Raw genomic sequence first — 19,512 nt, forward strand, 5'->3', positions numbered from 1 at the left:
GCTCTGGGGCTGGATCTTAACGACCCCCTTTCCCCCCCCTGGAATCGATGACGTCCTCAATCCGACGCGCAGAGCTTCGGCGTGTGTGGTTGTCAGCCCTGCACCAACTGGCTCTTGCTGACGGTGATTTCAGCGAAGGAGAGCGCCGAACGCTGGCCGATCACCTGGCGGCCACCCTGCCCAACGCCGAACTCGACTGGGAGGGCTTGCCCCCTGTTCAAGACAGAGATCTGGCCGGGGCTTTTGCGCAAGATCCGACCCTCGCCGAGCAGTTTCTGCGCTCGGCTGTTGTGGTGTCGTTGGCCGATGGTCATCTCAGTGACAAGGAATTGGCTCTGCTCCATCACTGGGCGGACTTGCTCGGCTGTGATCAGTCAGCGTTGAAGGGATTGCAGCCGTGTGAGGCTCCAACAAGCGCCCTGAACCTTCATCCGCTTGAACCTTTGAAGCATTGGTTGGATGCGCTCGACCCCAGCGACCAAGCCGTTGCCGGCTTCATCGTCAGCCTGATCCCCGCGCAATGTCCGTTTGAGAGGGACATCGTGCTGTTTGGCCACAAACTCGTGCACATTCCGCCCATGTGCAAATTGAATCCGCTCTACGACCAACTCGTGGGTCTGCGCTTCCGCTGCCTGAGCCGCCTCCCGCAGGACGAGCAGTTGCGGATCAGTCGCAGGGACTGCGGCGCGTGATGACCACGTCCATCGATGCGGTTGATGTGCTCGTTTGGGGGGGCGGCACTGGTGGCGTGGCCGCTGCCATTCAGGCAGCACGGGGTGGAGCCTCCACGCTTCTGCTCACCCCTGGCAGCTGGCTTGGGGGAATGGTGAGCGCCGCCGGGGTGTGCTGTCCGGATGGCAACGAGCTCAGCCCCTGGCAGACGGGCCTATGGGGTGCCTTCCTGCGGGAGCTGGAGAGGCGTGAGCCGGAGGGGCTCGATCACAACTGGGTGAGCTGCTTCGGCTACCGGCCCACGACCGCCGAGCAGATCCTCCAGGACTGGGTGGCGGCCGAAGCCAAGCTGCTCTGGCGTTCCGGTTGCCGCTTGCTGGCGGTGGAGCGCGAGGGGGCGCTGATCACGGCGGTGCGCGTTGACGTTGAAGGAGAGCCGCGTCGGGTTGCCTGCCAGGTGGTGATCGATGGCAGCGACCGCGGCGATCTCTTGCCCCTTGCAGAGGTTCCCTTCCGCTTCGGCTGGGAAGCCCAGGAGCACTGGAATGAACCCAGTGCCCCAAGCCGCGCCCGGCTGGAAGCGGAGCCCTTTTTCAGTGAGCATCCGCTGCAATCGCCCACCTGGGTGGTGATGGGGCAACTGCAAAGCGACCATCTGGAGCCGGATCCAGCCCGCACGATCGGATCCAGCGCTTGCCCCCAGCTGCCAGCTCCGTTCGAGCGGGCCTGTGAGGCCTTCGGCTTGGAGCGCACCCTCACCTATGGGCGCCTGCCCGGTGGGTTGGTGATGCTCAACTGGCCCCTCCACGGCAACGATTGGCACTGGGGGCTGAGTCGGGCCTTTGGCGCTGACCCCAAGCAAGAAGCGGCGTTGTACGAAGAGATGCAGGCCCACAGCCTGCGTTTTGCTGAAGCCCTCAAGGAAGCCAGCGATGGCTGGCTGCAGCTTGGCCACGCCTTCCCCGCCGAGTCCGGCAGTCCGGCTCCCTGGCTGGCGGCCATGCCCTATTGGCGGGAGGGGCGGCGTTTGGTGGGGCGCGCCACGGTGATCGAGCAAGACCTGTTGCCAGTTGGCCAGGGTGCTTCGTGCGCTGCTTTGCCGCGAGATTCCGCCGGCGTGATGCAGTCGATCGCGGTGGGCAATTACGCCAACGACCATCACTATCCCGGGCCGGATTGGCCCCTGGCGCCAAAGAGCTGCCGCTGGGGTGGGCGCTGGACGGGCACACCGTTCTGCATCCCCTACGGCGCGCTGGTGAGCGCGGAGATCGCCAATCTGATGGCGGCCGACAAGGCGATCAGCACAAGCCATATGGCGAATGGCGCCACGCGGCTGCAGCCGTTGGTGTTGAACGTGGGTCAGGCGGCGGGAGCCGCTGCAGCGCTGGCGGTGGCCCAGGCCGTGCCACCGGCGCACTGTTCAGTTCCCCAGCTCCAGGAGCTGTTGATCAATGATCGAAGGGCACCTGCAGCAGTGGTTCCGAACTGGACCTTGGCTTGGAGGGATCCGTTCTGGAACGACCTCCAGCACAAGGCACTGCGTGGGTTTTCGGAGCAGACTGATGCAACGCAGGCAGCGGCCCCTGCCCCCCCCAGCCACAGAGATGCTGTGTTGAGGGGATGGATTCATCCCTGCGGCGACGGAGGATTTCGGCTTGAGACGCCCGATGGGGATGCCTGGCCGGTGATCACCCTCGAGCCATCGGTTCAGGCCTGGATGACCACCGTGAAGGAGCCGACTGCCGTGGCCCTGCGAGGAATCCTCAACCCCTGGGGGCCCTGGTTGAGGGTGACAGGCTGGGGCTGATCAGGGCTGGTCGGTGACCGCACCCTGGCTGCTGGAACTCACAAGCCGGGCATATTTGCCGAGGATTCCAGTGCGGTACTTCGGCACTGGTGCCGACCATGCACTCCGCCTCCGCTCCAGCTCAGCCTCCTCCACATTCAGTTGCAGCAGCAGCTGATTGGCGTCCACGGTGATGCTGTCTCCTTCCTCGATCAAACCGATGGTTCCGCCCACGGCCGCTTCGGGGGCTACGTGGCCAATCACGAGGCCATAGGAGCCACCTGAAAAGCGTCCGTCGGTGATCAGCGCCACCTTGTCGAGTAGCCCTTGTCCCACGATCGCGGACGTAGGACTGAGCATCTCGCGCATGCCCGGTCCGCCGACCGGGCCTTCATTGCGCACCACCACCACATCACCGGCCTTGATCTGATTGTCGAGAATCGCTTCAAGACAGCTTTCTTCGCTCTCAAACACCCTTGCTGGACCGGTGATCACCGGATTCTTCACACCACTGATCTTCGCGACAGCTCCTTCGGAAGCCAGATTGCCCTTAAGGATGGCCAGGTGGCCCTTGGCATACAGGGGATTGGAGAGCGGCCGAATCACATCCTGATCCGCGGGCGGAGTGGAGGGCACATCGGCAAGCAGCTCCTTCAGGGTTTTGCCTTCGATGGTGCGGCAATCACCGTGGAGGAGTCCGGCATCCAGCAGCAGTTTCATCACCTGGGGAATTCCACCGGCGCGGTGGAGGTCCACCGTGACGTAACGGCCACTGGGTTTGAGGTCGCAGATCACTGGAACGCGCTGGCGGATCCGTTCAAAGTCGTCGATGGCGAGCTCCACCCCAGCAGTGCGGGCAATGGCGAGCAAATGCAGGACGGAATTGGTGGAACCACCCACCGCCATGATCACGCTGATGGCATTTTCGAAGGCTTCCCGGGTCATCAGGTCGAGGGGGCGGATGCCGGATTCGATGGCCTGCACCAACACCTCCGCCGATCGGGCTGCGCTCTCGGCCTTCTCTTCATCTTCAGCAGCCATGGTGGAGCTGTGCGGAAGGCTGAGTCCCATCGTTTCGATGGCGGCGCTCATGGTGTTGGCGGTGAACATGCCGCCGCAGCTGCCAGCACCGGGGCAGGCATTTTTCTCGATGGCCGTGAGCTGCTCCTCGTCGATCTTGCCGCTGGTGATCTGACCGACCGCTTCAAAAGCACTGACCACGGTGAGGTCGCAGCCGCCGAGTTTTCCGGGCTTGATGGTGCCGCCGTACACGAAGATCGCCGGGATGTTCATCCTCGCCATCGCAAGCATGGCTCCAGGCATGTTCTTGTCGCAGCCGCCCACGGCCAACACGCCGTCCATGCTCTGGCCATTGCAGGCTGTTTCGATGGCGTCGGCGATCACTTCCCGGCTCACCAGGGAATATTTCATTCCCTCTGTTCCCATCGAGATCCCGTCGCTGACGGTGATGGTCCCGAACGTTTGAGGCATACCTCCCGCTAGGCGGGCCGCCTCCTCGGCACGCTTGGCGAGATCATCGAGCCCAACGTTGCAGGGCGTGATCGTGCTGTAGCCGTTGGCGATGCCAATGATTGGTTTTCCGAAGTCCTGATCGCCGAAACCGACGGCTCGCAGCATCGCCCGATTGGGTGAGCGCTGAATCCCCTTGGTAACGGCATCGGAGCGGAGCATGGATCAGGCCGTCATCCGGCGTGAAACTGAAAGCAACCTACCGGCCGCGCTGGTCACCCCTTCGAGCCAAGGTCTTCCAGCTGCTTGCGTACATCGGCGATCGCGGCATTCAGCTGATCAACGCGAGCCTCCAGCTGGCTGTCGGCATCCAGAGGCTGGCGCTCTCCAGGGCCCAACGCCTCACTGCCGTCCTGCATGCGTGGGGCGTACAACATCGAGCGTTTGTAGCGCAGACGCCGGCGACGGTCCGCCTCGGAGATCAGCCACCAGCCAAGGCCGGCTGCACCGAGGACAGCGCCGCTGACGAGTGTCGCCAGGGTTGCCGATGTTGACTCTTGCTGACGCGCCATGGCCCTCCAATCCTTGAATGAACCCTAGGTGTCTTGGGATGATCTGATCCCGAGCCTTAGCAAGGGGTCACCGATTCCAGGAAGAATCTGATTGTCTTCATTGAGGTCGGCATCGATGCAGGCGGTGTGAAGGGTGATGTCGGGGAAGGCCTCACCGATGCGCTTCAACCCCGGGCTTGCACAAACCGTGGTGATCACGCGCAGGCGACGCCCATCCACCCCTTCCTGATGCAACCGACTCAGGATTGAGACCACAGCCTCACCATCGTCGATCTGATCGAGAAGCACCATCACGCCAGCCTTGCTTTCGATGCTGGAGGGCACGCCATCGAGGCACAGGTCAGCATTCGGAAGCACCTGACGCGCCCCTTCCCAGAGATGCAGGCCACCTGGAAGCAGTGGGATGGCCAGCAGGGGAACGCTTGTTTCAATCATCGTTCCTTCCGTGCTCGCCAAAGGTGTCTTCACCACCTCCCTGCGGTGCGGCAACCAATCGCGAAGCGCTTCATAACTCAGCCATCGGCCGAGCTCCTCCATGGCTGTGCGGTAGAGAGCTGCTGGAGTTCTCTCGTGGCGCAACACTGTCAGCCAGTGGGCGATGAGGGGGTGGGGCGGAACCACCACTCGAAGAGTCTTGGCCATGACACGTGGCTGGGCAGATCTCTGCCATAACGTGACCGTTCAAATTACGGCAGTTGCTTCCGGCACCCGCCGAGCGTCCTCCCCCATGCCAGTCCCTGCGTTTCTTCGCCACTCGCTGCGACAACTGACCACGGCCCTGCTCGCCGGCTTGTTGGTGCTCTCATCCGTTCTCATCGGTGGACTTTCCGCAGAGGCAATCACCGCACCGGAGTTGCGCGGTCAGCGTGCTGTGCAGGACATCTCCTCCAACATGCACGGACGGGATCTCAAGGAAAAGGAATTTCTCAAGGCCGACCTGCGCGAGGTTGATCTGGGGGATGCCGATCTGCGCGGGGCTGTGATCAACACATCGCAACTCCAGGGTGCTGATTTACGCGGAGCCGACCTGGAAGATGTGGTGGCGTTCTCCAGCCGTTTCGATGGAGCCGACCTTCGCGATGCGAACTTCACCAACGCGATGCTGATGCAGAGCCGATTTAACGATGCACAGATCGAAGGGACCGATTTCACAAACGCCGTGATCGACCTTCCCCAGCTCAAAGCGCTCTGTGGACGCGCCAGTGGGGTGAACAGTCTCAGTGGTGTGAGCACAAAAGAATCACTCGGATGCCGTTGATGGCCAAACGACTTCCTGTGACGGTGATCACCGGCTTTCTCGGCGCCGGTAAAACCACTGTTCTCCGGCATTTGCTTACCCAGAGCGGTCAACGACTTGCCGTGATGGTCAATGAGTTCGGAACGGTTGGCTTGGATGGAGATCTGATTCGCAGTTGCGGTTTCTGTCCAGAGGAGGAGGTGGAAGGTCGCCTTGTGGAACTGAATAACGGCTGTTTGTGTTGCACCGTTCAGGACGATTTCCTGCCCACGATGGAAACGCTTCTGCAACGCTCCGATCAGCTCGACGGCATTGTCGTTGAAACGAGCGGTCTGGCTCTTCCCCGTCCCCTGCTCCAGGCTCTTGAGTGGCCAGCCATCCGTCGCCGTGTGCACGTGAATGGGGTTGTCACGGTGGTGGATGGCGAAGCCCTCAGTGGCGGCAGTCCCGTTGGCGATCCCGAGGCCCTGGAACGTCAGCGGCAGGGGGATCAGAGCCTCGATCACCTCACCGCCATCGAAGATCTGTTCGAGGACCAACTTGAGGCAGCGGATCTGGTGCTGATCAGCCGTTCCGATTGTCTGCAGCCTTCCCAGCTGGACAGCGTGCTGGAGGGGATCCAGCCGCGTTTGCGTCCAGGGGCAGGCACTCTGGCCATCAGCCAAGGGCAGGTTGATCCAGCCCTGGTGCTTGGTCTTGAGTCGACCGAATCCACCCATCGCGCTCACCAGCCTGAGGATGCCGGTGACCACGATCACGACCACAGCCATCACGACCACAGCCATCACGACCACGGCCATCACGATCACAGCCACGTGGAGGCGATCAGCGGTCAGATCCGTCTGGAAGGCTCTTTTGATCGCAGCTCGCTCGAGCAACTCTTACCGGAGTTCGCCCGCACCCACCACGTCATCCGCCTCAAAGGCCGTGTCTGGCTTCCAGGCAAAACCCTTCCTCTGCAGATCCAGATGGTGGGTCCCAGATTGGACAGCTGGTTTGAGGCCGCTCCGGAGCAGGCCTGGACACCTCCCTCAGGGGCCGGTCTCGAGCTCGTCGTGATTGGCCTTGAAGCTGGCGCGGCAGAACGTCTTGAAACCAGGCTTGTGGCCAATCGCTAGCTCGGCAAAAGGCGCGTCCGCACCCTGTTCCAGTCGCGCATGACCCAAAGAGAGAGCATGACCAAACCAGCGGGAATCAACCCCATGCTCATTCGGATCATGACCAGAGCTCGATCGGGCTGGGCTTCCCCCAGGGATGCTTCGTAACCACTCCAGCTGAGCATGAGGCCCAGCAGGAACACCGAAGCGGCACTGCCAAGCTTCTGGATCTGCACCATGAAGGCTGTGATCAGACCGGCGGGATGATTTGGCTCTGCATCAACGGCATCTGGAAGAAAAGCCCAAGAAAGCAGATAGGCCGTGGCAGCGCAGAGACCGAGCAGCACCAGGGTGACCAGCAAGGCGAGAAGCTGGCCCCGGTTGGCAGCGGCCAGGGCGTTGCCGCTGACCGGAAGCGCTGGCAGCACCAGCGCAAGGATGCAAAACACGATCCAGCCACAACCACCAACCTGAAGCGCAACCAGGCGGCTGCGTTGCGCGGCCACCCGATTCCAGATCCAGAGTCCTGCCAGGGCGCTGATCTGAAACGGGATGAGCAAGAACGTGCTCCAACGATGGGGGAGATGCAGTGCATCCGAGAGGTAGATGATCGACACGGGCTGCATCAGCTGAAGAGCACCCCAGCCCAGCAGGTACATCGCCACCACGCGCACAAACAGACCGTTGGTCTTGAGGCTGCGCAGCTGAGGGATGAGGGCCTGATGCGTCGGAGAAGGACGCTTGCAACGGGCCGCCGCAGGCGCCAACCCAAGCGCACTGGACACACTGCCGAACGTCAGGATCAGGCCCGTGGCCAGACCGATCTGCAGATATCCAGGTGCACCTTGATGGCTCAGGGCAGCGCCGAGCAGAAGCCCGAGAAGGCTGGCCAGAACAGACCCTGTGAAGCGGTAGGCATTGAGGCGTGTGCGCAGCTTTTCATCCTTCGTCAACTCCGTTGCCAGAGCTGAGTAGGGCAGGTTCACGCCGGAGTAGGTGCTCTGAAAGATTGCTGCCACCGCAACAAACCAGAGAAACCGCCAGGGATCAGCGAATGGAGGCACCCACCACATCAGGGTCATGGACAGCCCCAGGGGGACCGCACTGGAGATCATCCAGGGCAAACGCGGGCCCCAGCGTCCACCTGTGCGATCGCCGAGCCAGCCGATGAGCTGATCACTCAAGACATCCCATACGCGCACCACCATCAGCACCGTTCCCGCCAGCCATGCGGGCAATCCAGCGACTGCGGTGTAAAAAACGAAAAGGTAGAAGCCAACGACCGCTGAGGCCATGCCTGTGCCGGCATCACCGATGCCGTAGGCACGCAGCACCCTGCGCTTGAGTGCAGCGGGGGCATCGATCAGATCCACCGCAGTGCTCATTGTCGCTTCAGTCCTCTGCTGGCAATTTTGGGCGAACCAATCAGTTAAACAACTCAGTTCATCACCACAAGACGCTGGGTTCCCGATTGTTCGATCAGGCTGGAGAGATCGAGCATGTCCTTGCGATGCACGAGGCCGATGCAGCCAAGGGTGCCGCTCTGGGAATTCAGGCGACCGGCGCTTGGGTCTTGGTGAATTCCCAGAACTCTGCGCCCCGTTGTGAACGTGGGTTCGATGCTGATCCACACAGGGCCGAGTTCGGGATAGGCCCCGTCGGCGAGGGGTTCCACCGGACCGACGCTGTAGGTGCCTGCCGGTAGGGGAGCCCGACTTCCCATGCGGTCGCGGTCCGCGTTCTGACGATTGGCCCGTCCACTGACGGCGTCGAAGCGACGGGTGGGCTCGCCTGGAATCTCGAGCCTCAGATCCCAGATTGGATCCCCGGTTGAGGCGATGCGGCGCCCGGTCCTCTCCAGGACGAGGGTGGGGACCGGCTCCACCTGCGGTTGCACGGGCTCGAGCAGGGCCATCAGGGACGAACGCTCTCCATCCTCACGATCAGCCCGGGCTGCGGACGTCACTCCCAGTCCGAGCAACGCTGTGGCCAGCACCGTTCGTGCAAGGCAACGGCGGAGGGTTCGGCGGTCCCGGACGATTTGCATCCCGCTGACAGAAAAACGACCCTGTCCTACGGGCAAACATTATCGGCTCAGGAATGAATAAACGGTTTGTCAGCCGGACCTTGGTGCCCGCCAGTCGAGGCCTGGGACGTGCGCCACGATCGCCGCTGTGGTTGTCATGTAGTGCGCGTAGTTGGGGCAGCACTGGAGCAATTGACGCTCTTCCCGGTGTGCTTTCCCCGTGAGGACAGCCACCAGTGCGACAAACAGAGCCATGTGCAAAAGACTTCCCCAGGCGAGGGTCACTCCCAAGGAACACACCAAAACAGCTCGGTAAAGAGGATGGCGGCAGTGGGCATAAACGCCTGTGGTCACCAGTGCGGCCCCCTGTTTTGGTTCCGGAAGCGGCGAGAGACTGGGTCCTAGGGCACGGAATCCCTGAACCGCCAATCCCAGTCCCCCAGCGAGGAGGATCAGCCCACTGAGGGTCATCACCGCTGGCCAATGGACCCCGAGGGAGTCAGGGGCCGGCCAAGCCGGCGCTAAATGCCCCACGATCAGCAGCAGCTGGGCCACCAGCCACCACTCCCCCTGCTGATTGTTGAACAGGCTTGTCCAACTCAGATTCCAGCCTTGGAACGCCTGTTTCCAGTCCTCCATGGGGTTTGCTTCCTCGACGTCCCCCCCACTATGCGAACGGTTCTGATCACAGGTGCGAGTCGAGGCATCGGCCGGTCGATCGCCACCTTGCTGCTGTCCCAGGGACATCGCCTCTGCTTGGCTATCCGCGACCCGGACGGCCTGCGCGACACCGCTCTGGATCCCCGACTCCATGGGGATGCCCTCTCGCTTTGTCGCTACGACGCCAGGGATCCAGACGCAGCCGAGCGCGCTGTGCAGGCGGTTCAGCAGGCGTATGGATCACTCGACACGCTGATCCATTGCGCCGGAATCCTCAGAAGCACCCCCTTGTTGTTTGGGGATGCGCAGCGCGATGAGCCCGATGAACTTTGGCGTGTGAATGTGAAAGCGCCCTGGCTGCTAACGCGAGCTGCCTGGTCAGCACTTGTGGCGTCCCAGGCAGGACGGATTCAGGTTCTGGTCTCCATGAGCGGAAAACGTTGCAAGGGCAAGTTGGCGGGTTATTCCGCCAGCAAGTTCGCCTTGATGGGCCTCTGCCAGGCGATGCGCAACGAAGGTTGGGACAAGGGAATTCGCGTGACCGCCATTTGCCCAGGCTGGGTGAACACTGAGATGGCCAGAGGAATCAGTCCTCTGGCACCGGAGTTGATGACCCAGCCAGACGACATTGCATCCCTCTGCGCCCAACTGCTCAAGCTGCCGGCATCCGCTGTGCCCTTTGAACTCGCGTTGAATCCCACATTGGAAAGCTGACCTCAATCGAGCGGGATGTTGCCGCGGGCGCAGACCGTGTTCCAGCAGAGCGAACCATCGGGGGTCCAGCGCCCTTGCACCTTGGTCCAGGCGCTTTGCTCGCCAATTTGCATCTCGATCGTGCCGCTGCCGTCGTGCTGAAACCGCACGATCTGATCGTTGAACGCCAGCTCCCAGCGTGCCCCCGGTTGTTCACTCACGACGTTGCAGGGAGACCACACCTGATGGGCATGGCGGCATTCCATGGAGATGGCCGCAGTCGATTCAGCTCGCGCCTGAGCGCCCAAGGCTGCCACTGAGACCATCAGCAGAGCGACGGATCGAAGAACAGCAAGGCTGGTGCCAGTCACACGTCGCCGGTTTCAACGCACTGTCTTCAACGTGCAGTCGGTCGCGATTGAGCGGACCCCTGGCCTGTCAAGATTTAACAATTCCCGTTCAGAGCTCGTGCCGCGTTTTCAAGCCCGCGTTCTGGTGCAACTGCGCCCATCGGTCCTCGATCCTGCAGGAGAGGCAGCCAGTGCCGCTGCCCAGCGTCTTGGTGTGGATGGAATTGCCCATCTCCGCATCGGCAAGGCTGTGGAACTTGAATTGGAAGCACCTGACGAGGCCGAAGCGCGGCGCCGGGTTGAACTGCTCAGCGATCGTCTTCTGGCCAATCCTGTGATCGAGAACTGGACTCTGGAGCTCTCGCAGTCATGACCATCGGGGTTGTCGTTTTCCCAGGATCAAACTGTGACCGCGATGTTCGCTGGGCCACAGAAGGGTGTCTCGGTCTTCCGACCCGGTACCTCTGGCATGAAGATCGTGATCTCAGCGGCTTGGACGCCGTCGTGCTGCCGGGGGGATTCAGCTACGGCGATTACTTGCGTTGCGGCGCCATCGCCCGCTTTGCACCCGTGCTCGACTCCTTGAAACGTTTCGCGGCCGATGGCGGCCGTGTGCTGGGAATCTGCAATGGATTTCAGGTGCTGACGGAACTCGGTCTGCTCCCTGGCGCCCTCACACGCAATCGTCATCTCCATTTCATCTGCGAGTCCACCCCTCTGGCGGTCGTCAGTGATCGCAGCCCCTGGCTGGCGACCTGCGCACGCGACGACCAGTTCTCCCTGCCGATCGCTCACGGGGAGGGCCGTTTTCAGTGCAGTGACGACACCCTTAAAAAGCTGCAGGACGATGACGCCATTGCCCTGCGCTACTGCCGTAATCCCAATGGGTCTGTTGCCGACATCGCCGGCATCACCAACGCCCAGGGCAACGTGCTGGGTCTGATGCCCCATCCGGAGCGTGCCTGTGATCCGGTGACCGGGAGCACATCTGGTCGCGCGATCCTGGAGGCTCTGCTCTCCTAGGTCATGCGCCGTCGATCGCTGCTGGAGCTGGCTTCGCTTGCGGTCGGTTCCGGGGCGATGGCCTCACTCTGGCCTGGAGAGGGGAGGGCACGCCAAACCTCCCGAGCGCTTCAAGCTCCGCGACCGCTCAGGAAAGGCTCACGCTTGCGCGCTCTCAATCCAGGAACCTGGATGGATCCAGACACGGATTTCAATCCCCTCGTTCAACGCTGTGAGGCCCAGGGGTGGATCCTGGAGGTTCCGGAGCATGTGCGTGGTCAGTGGCAGTGGTTTTCTGCACCTGACGCTCAGCGATGCCAGGTGATTGAGCAGGCCTGGAACGATCCCACGCTGGACGGGGTGTTGTACGTGGGGGGCGGCTGGGGAGCGGCCAGGGTGTTGGAAGCGGGTGTTCAGTTTCCGAAACGATCCTTTTGGTCGCTGGGTTTTTCCGACAGCAGCGCCCTGCTGCTAGCGCAGTGGAACGCCGGTCTTCTTGGCGCCATTCATGGCTCCACCGGTGGACCGGAGGAGCAGTGGTCACGCACAGTGTCGCTTCTGAACGGTGCGCCGACAGCGCCACTGCAGGGGCGGGCGCTGCGCGCCGGCATCGTTCAGGGTCCCCTGGTGGTGAGCAATCTCACGGTGGCCACGCACCTGATCGGCACCCCTTGGTTTCCGTCCCTTCAGGGATCTGTGTTGGTGCTGGAGGATGTCGGCGAGGCTCCCTACCGCGTAGACCGGATGTTGACGCAGTGGCGCAGTGCAGGGCTGTTGAACAGCGTTGCGGGTGTGGTTTGCGGTCGTTTCAGCTGGAAGGAGGACGACATCCTTCCCGGTGATTTCTCGATGGCTGGGATTCTCGAGGAGAGGCTCGGTGATCTCGGCGTCCCCCTACTGCTCGATCTGCCCTTAGGCCATGGATTACCCAACCAATCCCTGCCTCTTGGCGTGAAGGCACAGCTCAACGGGAACGACGGCACCCTGCAACTTCTTCGCTGACACACCACCATGGCCGACCTCACCATTGCCAACAGTGTCTGTGATCTGATCCTCGGCGATGTCCGCGAACATCTGCCTTTCGAGCGCATCCCGCTCGACGGTGATGTGCTGGGTCTGGGCACAACCACGAGTGTCGACAATGGAGAACTGACGTTCCTGCGCGATGGCGATCAGCAGTCCGCCATCTGGCGCTGCGTCGCCCATGACGGCAGCATCCGCAGGCTCACGTCTGGTGATGGCAGCGGCCATTTCCCCTATGTGTGCTTCACCGGTGATGCCACGGCTCTGCGACGACCCGCCGACCTCGCAGCCCTCGGAGATCCGCAGGGCCGACCACTGCAAGCCCTGGTGCAGCAAGCCATCGCCCATGGACAGCGTCTTGGCAACTTGGAAAGGGCACCGATCTATGGGGTGCGTTTGATCGCCCACTGGCATGAACTCGTGATCACCGTGGCCTCCAAGCTCTGCATGGGACAGCAGCGCAGAAATCTTGGAATCGCCACGAGTGAGGCTGGAACCACTGCTGCGGGCCTCAGCATCTACGACATGCTGCAGCATTACCGGCTCGCTCCACTGCCCCCGGACCCGGGCAACACGGACGATCCGATCCGCTATCTCGGCCGCTCCATGCACTGGGATTGCTGCGGATTCTTCGATACGGAGCCGGAACAGGGACGGGTGACCGTGCCACAGCCGGGTGCCCATCTGCATCTGCATGGCTGCAGCACCGACCTGGCCTTTGGTGGTCATCTCCACCATGAACATCCGTCAACCCGCTTGGAGCACCTGGACAGTCTTTGGCTTTACCCGCTGCGCAGCATCGCCTCTCTGGCCAGCGATCTGGCCATTCAGCACCTCGCCTTCAGAGAGGGAGAGCTCCGATTCCGTGTCAGCAATATCGGCAGCATGGATGTCAGTGATGTAGGGGTCGCTGTTGTGATCGATGACCGCTACAGCAACCATCGCTACGTGCGCATCCCTTGGCTCAAAGCCGCTGAAGGCGAGGACTTCACGATGCCCCTGGATCTGCCCGTGGGTGATCACCGGATCTCTGTGATCGCTGACCCCGAACAGATGGTGATTGAAGCTGACGAATGCAGGACCAACAATCGGATGGACCTGGATGTGGTGATTGCTTAACCACAAAAAAAGGGGCCTTGCGGCCCCTGTGGATGGATCAATTGATCGAGATGATCAGGCAGCGACGGCAGCCTTGGGATCGAGAGCGCCTTTGGCGTAGAGGCCGGCGTAGTGGGTGATGCTGGCTTGCTTGATCTTGCTGGCGTTGCCGGCGGCCCAGAACTGCTGGTAGCGGTCGAGGCACACCTGCTTCATGTACTTGCGAGCCGGCTTGTTGAAGTGGCGGGGATCGAAGTTGGCGGGATCAGCCATGGCTGCTTCGCGAACAGCAGCGGTGAAGGCCAGACGGTTGTCGGTGTCGATGTTCACCTTGCGCACACCATTGCGGATGCCTTCCTGGATCTCTTCGACGGGAACGCCGTAGGTCTCAGGGATGGAACCACCGTGCTTGTTGATCATTTCCAGCCATTCCTGGGGAACGGAGGAGGAGCCGTGCATCACCAGGTGGGTGTTGGGGATGGCTTTGTGGATCTCAGCAATGCGGCTGATGGCCAGCACTTCACCGGTGGGCTTGCGGGTGAACTTGTAAGCGCCGTGGCTGGTGCCGATGGCGATGGCCAGGGCGTCGCACTTGGTCTTGGCAACGAAGTCAGCGGCTTCCGCAGGATCGGTGAGCAGCATGTCCTTGGACAGCTCACCTTCAAAGCCGTGGCCGTCCTCGGCTTCGCCCTTACCGGTTTCCAGGGAGCCCAGGCAGCCCAGCTCACCCTCAACGCTCACACCCACGGAGTGGGCGAAATCCACCACTTGCTTGGTAACAGCCACGTTGTACTCGTAGCTGGCAGGAGTTTTGGCGTCGGCTTCCAGGGAGCCATCCATCATCACGGAGGTGAAGCCGTTGATGGCAGCGGAGTAGCAGGTGTCAGGAGCGTTGCCGTGGTCCTGGTGCATCACCACGGGGATGTGGGGATAGGTCTCGGTCGCGGCCAGGATCAGGTGACGCAGGAAGATCTCACCGGCGTAGTTACGGGCGCCGCGGGAGGCCTGGAGGATCACGGGGCTGTCGGTCTCATCAGCCGCTTCCATGATGGCCTGAACCTGCTCCAGGTTGTTCACGTTGAATGCAGGGATGCCGTAGCCGTTCTCAGCGGCGTGGTCGAGCAGGAGCCGAAGCGGAACGAGCGCCATGGGAAAGATCCTCGAAGTGGAACGTCTTTAAGACGAATGGGGGCGAATCTACCGGATCTAACCCCAGGATTCCTGTCTCCCCTCAATCATGGCTCCGAGGCCATCGCGAGGCAGCGGTCGCAGGCCTTCTGACTGGCCAGCCCTTCCAGCAGACCAGGCACCATCGGCCGGCCGCTGCGGATGCTTTCGGCCCACCAACCCTGCAGCCGGGCGACTGGGGCCACACGACCGTCGCTCCACGTTGTCGCAAAGCGGAACTCTTCATCCGCCTGAATGCTGCGAGGTGGCTCGCCGTCCCGCTGAAGGGTGAGGGAGAACCCATGCACATAGTCCTTCTGGTTTTCACTGCCCAGCTTCAAACTTCCCTCTGATCCGTAGACCTCCAGCCAGCAACCCCTGCCATTGCGCGCCACCGATGCCAGGGCCACCTGGGCGGCCAGTGGTGCTCCCTGATGGGTTGTGAGGGTGGTGTTGATCAGGGCGATGTCTTCGGCGGTCACGGCCTGGAATTCGCCGCTGGCATCCGGCCTGTGGGCGATGGCGGTTTGCGTGATGGATTGCAGGGTCTGAACCGGGCCGATCAGCCAGGCCAGCATGTCGAAGGCATGGGTTCCGAGTGCACCCAGCACACCGCCGCCTTCATCGGTTTTGGCGTACCAGTTCCAAGGGCGCTGGGGATTGGCTCGGCTGCTCATCAGCCAATCCAGCTTTGCCAGCCAGGGTGTGCCGATCGCGCCGCTGCTCAGAAGCCGTTCTGCCTGCTGGAAGAGCGGTACAGCTCGATACTCGAAATCCACAGCCACCGAGAGGCCCGATGCCAAGGCTGTGCGTTGCAGGTCAGCCACCTGGTCGGCATTCAAGGCAACCGGCTTTTCAAGCAACAGATGCTTTCCTGCGGCAAGAGCACGCTGGGCGAGGTCGTAGCGAGGCCCAGGAGGCGTGGCGATGATCACAGCCTCCACATCAGGATCTCCGAGCAGGGCATCGAAGTCGTCGTAACCCCTCAGACCCTGGTCACCAACCACTTGATCCAGGCGCTCTCGGCGGGGGTGCCAGAGCGCAACGGACTTGAGATCAGGATTCGCGTCGAGGGCGGGCAGGTGAACCGCGGCTCCGAAACCGAGCCCGGCGACGGCAACACCAATGGGTTCTCGACTAGAGCGCAAAGCCATGGAGGATCAGGGGGTCAGACAACACGATGGGATCAAGCCAATCCAGAGCTGCACACGGCGTCGATCACTTCGCTGATCAGATCGTCGTCAGCTGGCGCTTCCCAGGAGGCCTGGAAGCGGGGAAGACCGTTTTTCTGCGTGTCCCGATAGAGCCGTTGGTCGCAATCGATGTCCATCACGACCAGGGTGCCGAGGGCTGGTGATTCGTCCTCCGTTCTCAGGCTGTAGCGGCTGAGAACGGACACGGTGCCGTCCCGTGTGCGCCGAACACTGCCGGCGTCCCACCACTGCTGGCCTTCAGAGCTGGATGGAACCTCGCGCCAATCCACTGGGCCGGCCAGAACGGGACCGCCAAGCAGCAGCAGCAGGAGTGGAACGACCACAACGACGATCCACCGGGAGGGTGTGAAACGGGGGATCGGGTTCATCAAACTGCCGCACTCCCCTGCAGGCAGCCATGCAGCTTCATCAGATTGGCAAGCGTGGACTTCAGCTGGGTGCGAGGAACGATCGTGTCCACGAATCCATGGTCCTGAAGGTATTCAGCTGTTTGGAAGTTGTCGGGCAACTTTTCCCGCAGGGTCTGTTCGATCACCCTGCGACCAGCGAAGCCGATCAAGGCTTTCGGTTCCGCCAGGATCAGATCACCGAGCATGGCGAAACTGGCGGTCACCCCTCCGGTGGTGGGGTGGGTAAGCAGGGGCATGTAGAGCACGCCGGCTTGGCGATGACGCTCCAAAGCCCCTGAAATCTTGGCCATCTGCATCAGGCTGAGCATGCCCTCCTGCATGCGTGCTCCACCTGAGGCGCACACGATCAGCAGCGGCAGGCGCTTGGCTGTGGCCTGTTCCACCAGGCGCGTCAGCTTCTCCCCCACCACGGATCCCATGGATCCGCCCATGAAGCGGAAATCCATCACCGCCAGGGCCATGGGGATGCCAACCACGCGGCACATGCCCGTGATCACGCCATCGCGGAGTCCCGTTCCGGACTGGGTCTCACGCAGCCGGTCGGCATAGGCGCGACGGTCTTTGAAACCGAGAGGATCGGTGGGAGCCAACGCTTCGTCGATCGCTTCAAAACTGCCTTCATCGGCAATCAGGGCGATGCGCTCGGCGCTGTTGATCCGATGGTGATGGCCGCAATTGCTGCAAACACTGGCATTGGCAAGCAGATCCTTGCGATACACCACCTGGCCGCATTCAGGACATTTGCTCCAGAGGCCGTCGCCTTCTTCGGGCTCCTGGGCAACCTTCACGACGGACTGTTCCTTGCGGCGATCAGCGAACCAGTCGAATAGCGACACGCATTGCCTTCCACTGGAACCATTTAAGACGACCCATCAGGTTCCTCCCATCAGGGCAAGCCAGCGTTGCCACCACCACGGCGCACCCATCAGCCATGTCATCCAGATCCCAAAGGCGATGAAGGGACCGAAGGGGAAGGGTTGCCTGGGCCCGAGACGGCCCGTCCAGCGGCCCAGTGTCCCCACCGCGGCACCGGAGAACACAGCCAGAGCCATGGAGATCCCGAGGCCGCCCAGACCGAGCCAGGCCCCAGCCATCGCAGCCAGCTTGGCGTCACCGAGACCAAGGGCAGGTTGGCCCAGAAGTTGTTCAGCTAGCGCGCTGAGTCCCTCCATCACCAGCAGTCCGGCCGCGCTGGCGATCAGGTGATTCAGGAGAACCGATTCCGGGCGCTCGCTGCCACCCCCCCAGGCCAGGAGGGCTGTCGCAAGAACACCGCTGATCACCCCTGCCCTGCAGATCGGCTCCGGCAACCACAAATGGTCTAGATCGATCAGCACCAGGGGCAGCAGGAGGCTCACGAGCACAAGCCCCATCAGCAGCGTGATCAGCAGCGTGTTGCTGCTACGAAGTGCCGGTATCAGGGCGCTGAGCCACAGGAAGCCACTGAAGGCTTCCACGATTGGGTAACGGGCAGAGATCGCTGCTGTGCAATCGCGACAGCGGCCGCGCAACAGCAACCAACCCAGAACGGGAACGTTGTCATGCCAACGCACGGGGTGACCGCAGCTCGGGCAATGACTTCCTGGCCAAATCGGTGATTCCTGCCTTGGCAGACGCCACACCACAACGTTGGTGAAACTGCCGATGCAGGCACCGAAGAGGGCCAGGACAAGCAGCATGAGCGTCACGAGAACGCTCCCCCCCTCGCGCGATCCTTCGTGACCCTGGGGCGCTTGAGCCTGAGGCCAATCAGCTCAGCACTGATGAATTGCTCCTCGGGCAGCAAGGTCGGCATTTCGAACACCACGCGACCGTCATCGTGCTGACCATTCACCACCACACCCAAGGGATCAAGGCTGTACCCATTCGTGGTCAGGTGCTTGAAATAAACCTTTCGCGCAACGGCGATCAAGCGCCGGCTGTCCACTCGATCCCAGCGTGGTGTCAGTGCGGGGTTGGTGCCCCCAGCACCTGCAATCACAAAGGACGGTGAATACGAAGAAATGGGTTCACCTGATCGTTCAGATGAACCCACGATAGATCGATTCAGCGTGACTGGAACAGAGCAGAATCAGCCCAGCTTTTTCTTTTCCTCAATCATCCGGTGAATGATTGGCGTGAGGATGAGTTCCATGGCGAAGCCCATCTTGCCGCCGTTCACCACAATGCTGGTGGGGCTCGACATGAATGAGTCGTGAATCATGCTCAGAAGGTAGGAGAAGTCGATTCCCCACTTTTCACGTGCTCCCTTGCGGAAGTGGATGATCACGAAGCTTTCATCTGGCGTTGGAATGTTTCTGCAGATGAAAGGGTTGGACGTGTCCACCGTGGGCACCCGCTGGAAATTGATATCCGTGCGGCTGAATTGCGGACAGATGTGATTGATGTAATCAGGCATCCTGCGCAGGATGGTGTCCACGATGGCTTCGGCGGAATAGCCGCGCTCGGCATTGTCCCGGTGGATTTTCTGGATCCACTCCAAGTTGGTGATGGGCACCACACCCACCAGCAGGTCGGCGAGGGCAGCCACGTCGTAGGACTCGCCCTGAACGCCACCGTGGAGGCCTTCGTAGAAGAGAAGGTCGGTTCCACTGGGGATGTCTTCCCAGGGGGTGAACTGGCCAGGGTCGAGCTCGACGCCGAGACGGGCGTTGTGTTCGGCTGCTTCTTCGGGGCTGTGCAGGTAGTAGCGCTTCTGCCCGCCGCCGGTTTCGCCGTAAACCCGGAACAGCTCCTCGAGCTTGTCGAACAGGTTGGCCTCAGGGCCGAAATGGGAGAAGTTTTCTCCTTTGGAGAGAGCTTCTGCCATGGCCTTTTTCATCTCCATCCGCTCGAAGCGGTGGTAGCTGTCACCCTCAACGACAGCCGGGGTGATGCTTTCACGGGCGAAGATGTGCTCGAAGGCACGCTTCACGGTGCTGGTTCCTGCGCCGGAGGAACCAGTAACAGCCACGACAGGGTGACGCTTCGACATCGACGGAGGCAGATCTGGCCCGACGAGTTTGGCAGGTCGAAGGGCCAAAACCGAATTTTCG

At 61.8% G+C, this 19,512-nt stretch carries 23 protein-coding genes; 9 read left to right on the forward strand and 14 right to left on the reverse strand.

What is annotated here, in order from left to right:
• Positions 1-47: 47 nt before the first annotated feature.
• Positions 48-692, forward strand: coding sequence for a Mo-dependent nitrogenase C-terminal domain-containing protein (locus tag SynBMKMC1_RS06465; RefSeq protein WP_186473132.1), 645 nt, complete (start codon positions 48-50; stop codon positions 690-692).
• Positions 692-2,479: an FAD-dependent oxidoreductase gene (locus SynBMKMC1_RS06470; RefSeq protein ID WP_186473133.1), complete on the forward strand. Its 1,788-nt coding sequence runs from the start codon at positions 692-694 to the stop codon at positions 2,477-2,479. The genes SynBMKMC1_RS06465 and SynBMKMC1_RS06470 overlap by 1 nt, the downstream gene beginning before the upstream one ends.
• Here the strand turns inward: SynBMKMC1_RS06470 and ilvD are convergent, their stop codons facing one another.
• From ilvD to SynBMKMC1_RS06485, 3 genes are read right to left on the reverse strand one after another with little or no spacing between them, the layout of a single operon-like run.
• A complete protein-coding gene (ilvD, locus tag SynBMKMC1_RS06475; protein WP_186473134.1) occupies positions 2,480-4,150 on the reverse strand; it encodes a dihydroxy-acid dehydratase in 1,671 nt (556 codons plus the stop codon). It abuts the gene before it with no gap.
• Between the two features lie 53 nt (positions 4,151-4,203).
• Positions 4,204-4,500, reverse strand: a complete 297-nt coding sequence (locus SynBMKMC1_RS06480; protein WP_011933040.1) for a hypothetical protein — start codon at positions 4,498-4,500, stop codon at positions 4,204-4,206.
• Positions 4,501-4,524: 24 nt separating this feature from the next.
• Positions 4,525-5,142 (reverse strand): uracil phosphoribosyltransferase, encoded by a 618-nt coding sequence (locus SynBMKMC1_RS06485; RefSeq protein WP_186473135.1) that lies wholly within the window; start codon positions 5,140-5,142, stop codon positions 4,525-4,527.
• 85 nt (positions 5,143-5,227) lie between these two features.
• Here SynBMKMC1_RS06485 and SynBMKMC1_RS06490 point away from each other — a divergent pair, with 85 nt between their 5' ends.
• Both SynBMKMC1_RS06490 and cobW read left to right on the forward strand, forming a co-directional pair.
• Positions 5,228-5,758 (forward strand): pentapeptide repeat-containing protein, encoded by a 531-nt coding sequence (locus SynBMKMC1_RS06490; RefSeq protein ID WP_011933042.1) that lies wholly within the window; start codon positions 5,228-5,230, stop codon positions 5,756-5,758.
• On the forward strand, positions 5,758-6,855 hold the full coding sequence (gene cobW / locus SynBMKMC1_RS06495) for a cobalamin biosynthesis protein CobW (RefSeq protein ID WP_186473136.1): 1,098 nt from the start codon (positions 5,758-5,760) through the stop codon (positions 6,853-6,855). The genes SynBMKMC1_RS06490 and cobW overlap by 1 nt, the downstream gene beginning before the upstream one ends.
• On the opposite strand, the gene SynBMKMC1_RS06500 is transcribed toward cobW, so the two are convergent.
• The 3 genes from SynBMKMC1_RS06500 to SynBMKMC1_RS06510 form a co-directional block, all read right to left on the reverse strand.
• The gene (locus SynBMKMC1_RS06500; protein WP_186473137.1) at positions 6,852-8,219 is read right to left on the reverse strand and encodes an MFS transporter; all 1,368 of its coding nucleotides are present in this window, start codon (positions 8,217-8,219) and stop codon (positions 6,852-6,854) included. The genes cobW and SynBMKMC1_RS06500 overlap by 4 nt on opposite strands.
• Positions 8,220-8,272: 53 nt before the next feature.
• Positions 8,273-8,881, reverse strand: coding sequence for a hypothetical protein (locus SynBMKMC1_RS06505; protein WP_186473138.1), 609 nt, complete (start codon positions 8,879-8,881; stop codon positions 8,273-8,275).
• 69 nt (positions 8,882-8,950) lie between these two features.
• A complete protein-coding gene (locus tag SynBMKMC1_RS06510; protein WP_186473139.1) occupies positions 8,951-9,499 on the reverse strand; it encodes an isoprenylcysteine carboxylmethyltransferase family protein in 549 nt (182 codons plus the stop codon).
• A gap of 30 nt (positions 9,500-9,529) precedes the next feature.
• Between SynBMKMC1_RS06510 and SynBMKMC1_RS06515 the strand changes: the two genes are divergently transcribed.
• Complete coding sequence (locus SynBMKMC1_RS06515) at positions 9,530-10,234, forward strand: SDR family NAD(P)-dependent oxidoreductase (protein ID WP_186473140.1); 705 nt, start codon at positions 9,530-9,532, stop codon at positions 10,232-10,234.
• A 2-nt stretch (positions 10,235-10,236) separates the two neighbouring features.
• On the opposite strand, the gene SynBMKMC1_RS06520 is transcribed toward SynBMKMC1_RS06515, so the two are convergent.
• The gene (locus SynBMKMC1_RS06520; protein ID WP_186473141.1) at positions 10,237-10,584 is read right to left on the reverse strand and encodes a hypothetical protein; all 348 of its coding nucleotides are present in this window, start codon (positions 10,582-10,584) and stop codon (positions 10,237-10,239) included.
• Between the two features lie 97 nt (positions 10,585-10,681).
• Between SynBMKMC1_RS06520 and purS the strand changes: the two genes are divergently transcribed.
• Genes purS through SynBMKMC1_RS06540 form a run of 4 tightly spaced genes read left to right on the forward strand, consistent with a single transcriptional unit; the run spans position 10,682 to position 13,707 of the window.
• Positions 10,682-10,936, forward strand: coding sequence for a phosphoribosylformylglycinamidine synthase subunit PurS (gene purS, locus SynBMKMC1_RS06525; RefSeq protein WP_011933049.1), 255 nt, complete (start codon positions 10,682-10,684; stop codon positions 10,934-10,936).
• Positions 10,933-11,586: a phosphoribosylformylglycinamidine synthase subunit PurQ gene (purQ, locus tag SynBMKMC1_RS06530; protein ID WP_011933050.1), complete on the forward strand. Its 654-nt coding sequence runs from the start codon at positions 10,933-10,935 to the stop codon at positions 11,584-11,586. The genes purS and purQ overlap by 4 nt, the downstream gene beginning before the upstream one ends.
• Before the next feature lie 3 nt (positions 11,587-11,589).
• Positions 11,590-12,567: an LD-carboxypeptidase gene (locus SynBMKMC1_RS06535; protein ID WP_186473142.1), complete on the forward strand. Its 978-nt coding sequence runs from the start codon at positions 11,590-11,592 to the stop codon at positions 12,565-12,567.
• A gap of 9 nt (positions 12,568-12,576) precedes the next feature.
• Positions 12,577-13,707 (forward strand): CARDB domain-containing protein, encoded by a 1,131-nt coding sequence (locus SynBMKMC1_RS06540; protein WP_186473143.1) that lies wholly within the window; start codon positions 12,577-12,579, stop codon positions 13,705-13,707.
• Positions 13,708-13,761: 54 nt separating this feature from the next.
• Here the strand turns inward: SynBMKMC1_RS06540 and fba are convergent, their stop codons facing one another.
• From fba to SynBMKMC1_RS06575, 7 genes are all read right to left on the reverse strand, one after another.
• A complete protein-coding gene (gene fba / locus SynBMKMC1_RS06545; protein ID WP_186473144.1) occupies positions 13,762-14,835 on the reverse strand; it encodes a class II fructose-bisphosphate aldolase in 1,074 nt (357 codons plus the stop codon).
• 86 nt (positions 14,836-14,921) lie between these two features.
• Positions 14,922-16,007: a Gfo/Idh/MocA family protein gene (locus tag SynBMKMC1_RS06550; protein WP_186473145.1), complete on the reverse strand. Its 1,086-nt coding sequence runs from the start codon at positions 16,005-16,007 to the stop codon at positions 14,922-14,924.
• Positions 16,008-16,039: 32 nt separating this feature from the next.
• A complete protein-coding gene (locus tag SynBMKMC1_RS06555; protein ID WP_011933055.1) occupies positions 16,040-16,435 on the reverse strand; it encodes a hypothetical protein in 396 nt (131 codons plus the stop codon).
• Positions 16,435-17,313 carry an acetyl-CoA carboxylase, carboxyltransferase subunit beta gene (accD, locus tag SynBMKMC1_RS06560; RefSeq protein ID WP_186473146.1) on the reverse strand — a complete coding sequence of 293 codons (879 nt, stop codon included), beginning with the start codon at positions 17,311-17,313 and terminating at the stop codon, positions 16,435-16,437. Before accD ends, SynBMKMC1_RS06555 begins: the two co-directional genes overlap by 1 nt.
• Before the next feature lie 36 nt (positions 17,314-17,349).
• Positions 17,350-18,156, reverse strand: a complete 807-nt coding sequence (locus SynBMKMC1_RS06565) for an A24 family peptidase (RefSeq protein ID WP_186473147.1) — start codon at positions 18,154-18,156, stop codon at positions 17,350-17,352.
• Between the two features lie 5 nt (positions 18,157-18,161).
• Complete coding sequence (locus SynBMKMC1_RS06570; RefSeq protein ID WP_370593946.1) at positions 18,162-18,404, reverse strand: hypothetical protein; 243 nt, start codon at positions 18,402-18,404, stop codon at positions 18,162-18,164.
• A 144-nt stretch (positions 18,405-18,548) separates the two neighbouring features.
• Positions 18,549-19,451, reverse strand: coding sequence for a phosphoribulokinase (locus SynBMKMC1_RS06575; protein WP_011933059.1), 903 nt, complete (start codon positions 19,449-19,451; stop codon positions 18,549-18,551).
• Between the last annotated feature and the right edge of the window lie 61 nt (positions 19,452-19,512).

This window comes from Synechococcus sp. BMK-MC-1 (assembly GCF_014279955.1).
Classification (GTDB): domain Bacteria; phylum Cyanobacteriota; class Cyanobacteriia; order PCC-6307; family Cyanobiaceae; genus Synechococcus_C.

Excerpts from the sequence above, each read along its gene's own strand:
- SynBMKMC1_RS06500 (WP_186473137.1), bottom strand. The coding sequence starts at position 8,219 with ATGAGCACTGCGGTGGATCTGATCGATGCCCCCGCTGCACTCAAGCGC.
- cobW (WP_186473136.1), top strand. The coding sequence starts at position 5,758 with ATGGCCAAACGACTTCCTGTGACGGTGATCACCGGCTTTCTCGGCGCC.
- SynBMKMC1_RS06490 (WP_011933042.1), top strand. The coding sequence starts at position 5,228 with ATGCCAGTCCCTGCGTTTCTTCGCCACTCGCTGCGACAACTGACCACG.
- fba (WP_186473144.1), bottom strand. The coding sequence starts at position 14,835 with ATGGCGCTCGTTCCGCTTCGGCTCCTGCTCGACCACGCCGCTGAGAAC.
- SynBMKMC1_RS06510 (WP_186473139.1), bottom strand. The coding sequence starts at position 9,499 with ATGGAGGACTGGAAACAGGCGTTCCAAGGCTGGAATCTGAGTTGGACA.
- SynBMKMC1_RS06555 (WP_011933055.1), bottom strand. The coding sequence starts at position 16,435 with ATGAACCCGATCCCCCGTTTCACACCCTCCCGGTGGATCGTCGTTGTG.
- SynBMKMC1_RS06565 (WP_186473147.1), bottom strand. The coding sequence starts at position 18,156 with ATGCTGCTTGTCCTGGCCCTCTTCGGTGCCTGCATCGGCAGTTTCACC.
- SynBMKMC1_RS06465 (WP_186473132.1), top strand. The coding sequence starts at position 48 with ATGACGTCCTCAATCCGACGCGCAGAGCTTCGGCGTGTGTGGTTGTCA.
- SynBMKMC1_RS06575 (WP_011933059.1), bottom strand. The coding sequence starts at position 19,451 with ATGTCGAAGCGTCACCCTGTCGTGGCTGTTACTGGTTCCTCCGGCGCA.
- SynBMKMC1_RS06480 (WP_011933040.1), bottom strand. The coding sequence starts at position 4,500 with ATGGCGCGTCAGCAAGAGTCAACATCGGCAACCCTGGCGACACTCGTC.
- SynBMKMC1_RS06485 (WP_186473135.1), bottom strand. The coding sequence starts at position 5,142 with ATGGCCAAGACTCTTCGAGTGGTGGTTCCGCCCCACCCCCTCATCGCC.
- SynBMKMC1_RS06550 (WP_186473145.1), bottom strand. The coding sequence starts at position 16,007 with ATGGCTTTGCGCTCTAGTCGAGAACCCATTGGTGTTGCCGTCGCCGGG.
- SynBMKMC1_RS06535 (WP_186473142.1), top strand. The coding sequence starts at position 11,590 with ATGCGCCGTCGATCGCTGCTGGAGCTGGCTTCGCTTGCGGTCGGTTCC.
- SynBMKMC1_RS06515 (WP_186473140.1), top strand. The coding sequence starts at position 9,530 with ATGCGAACGGTTCTGATCACAGGTGCGAGTCGAGGCATCGGCCGGTCG.
- SynBMKMC1_RS06470 (WP_186473133.1), top strand. The coding sequence starts at position 692 with ATGACCACGTCCATCGATGCGGTTGATGTGCTCGTTTGGGGGGGCGGC.
- SynBMKMC1_RS06505 (WP_186473138.1), bottom strand. The coding sequence starts at position 8,881 with ATGCAAATCGTCCGGGACCGCCGAACCCTCCGCCGTTGCCTTGCACGA.
- SynBMKMC1_RS06540 (WP_186473143.1), top strand. The coding sequence starts at position 12,577 with ATGGCCGACCTCACCATTGCCAACAGTGTCTGTGATCTGATCCTCGGC.
- purQ (WP_011933050.1), top strand. The coding sequence starts at position 10,933 with ATGACCATCGGGGTTGTCGTTTTCCCAGGATCAAACTGTGACCGCGAT.
- ilvD (WP_186473134.1), bottom strand. The coding sequence starts at position 4,150 with ATGCTCCGCTCCGATGCCGTTACCAAGGGGATTCAGCGCTCACCCAAT.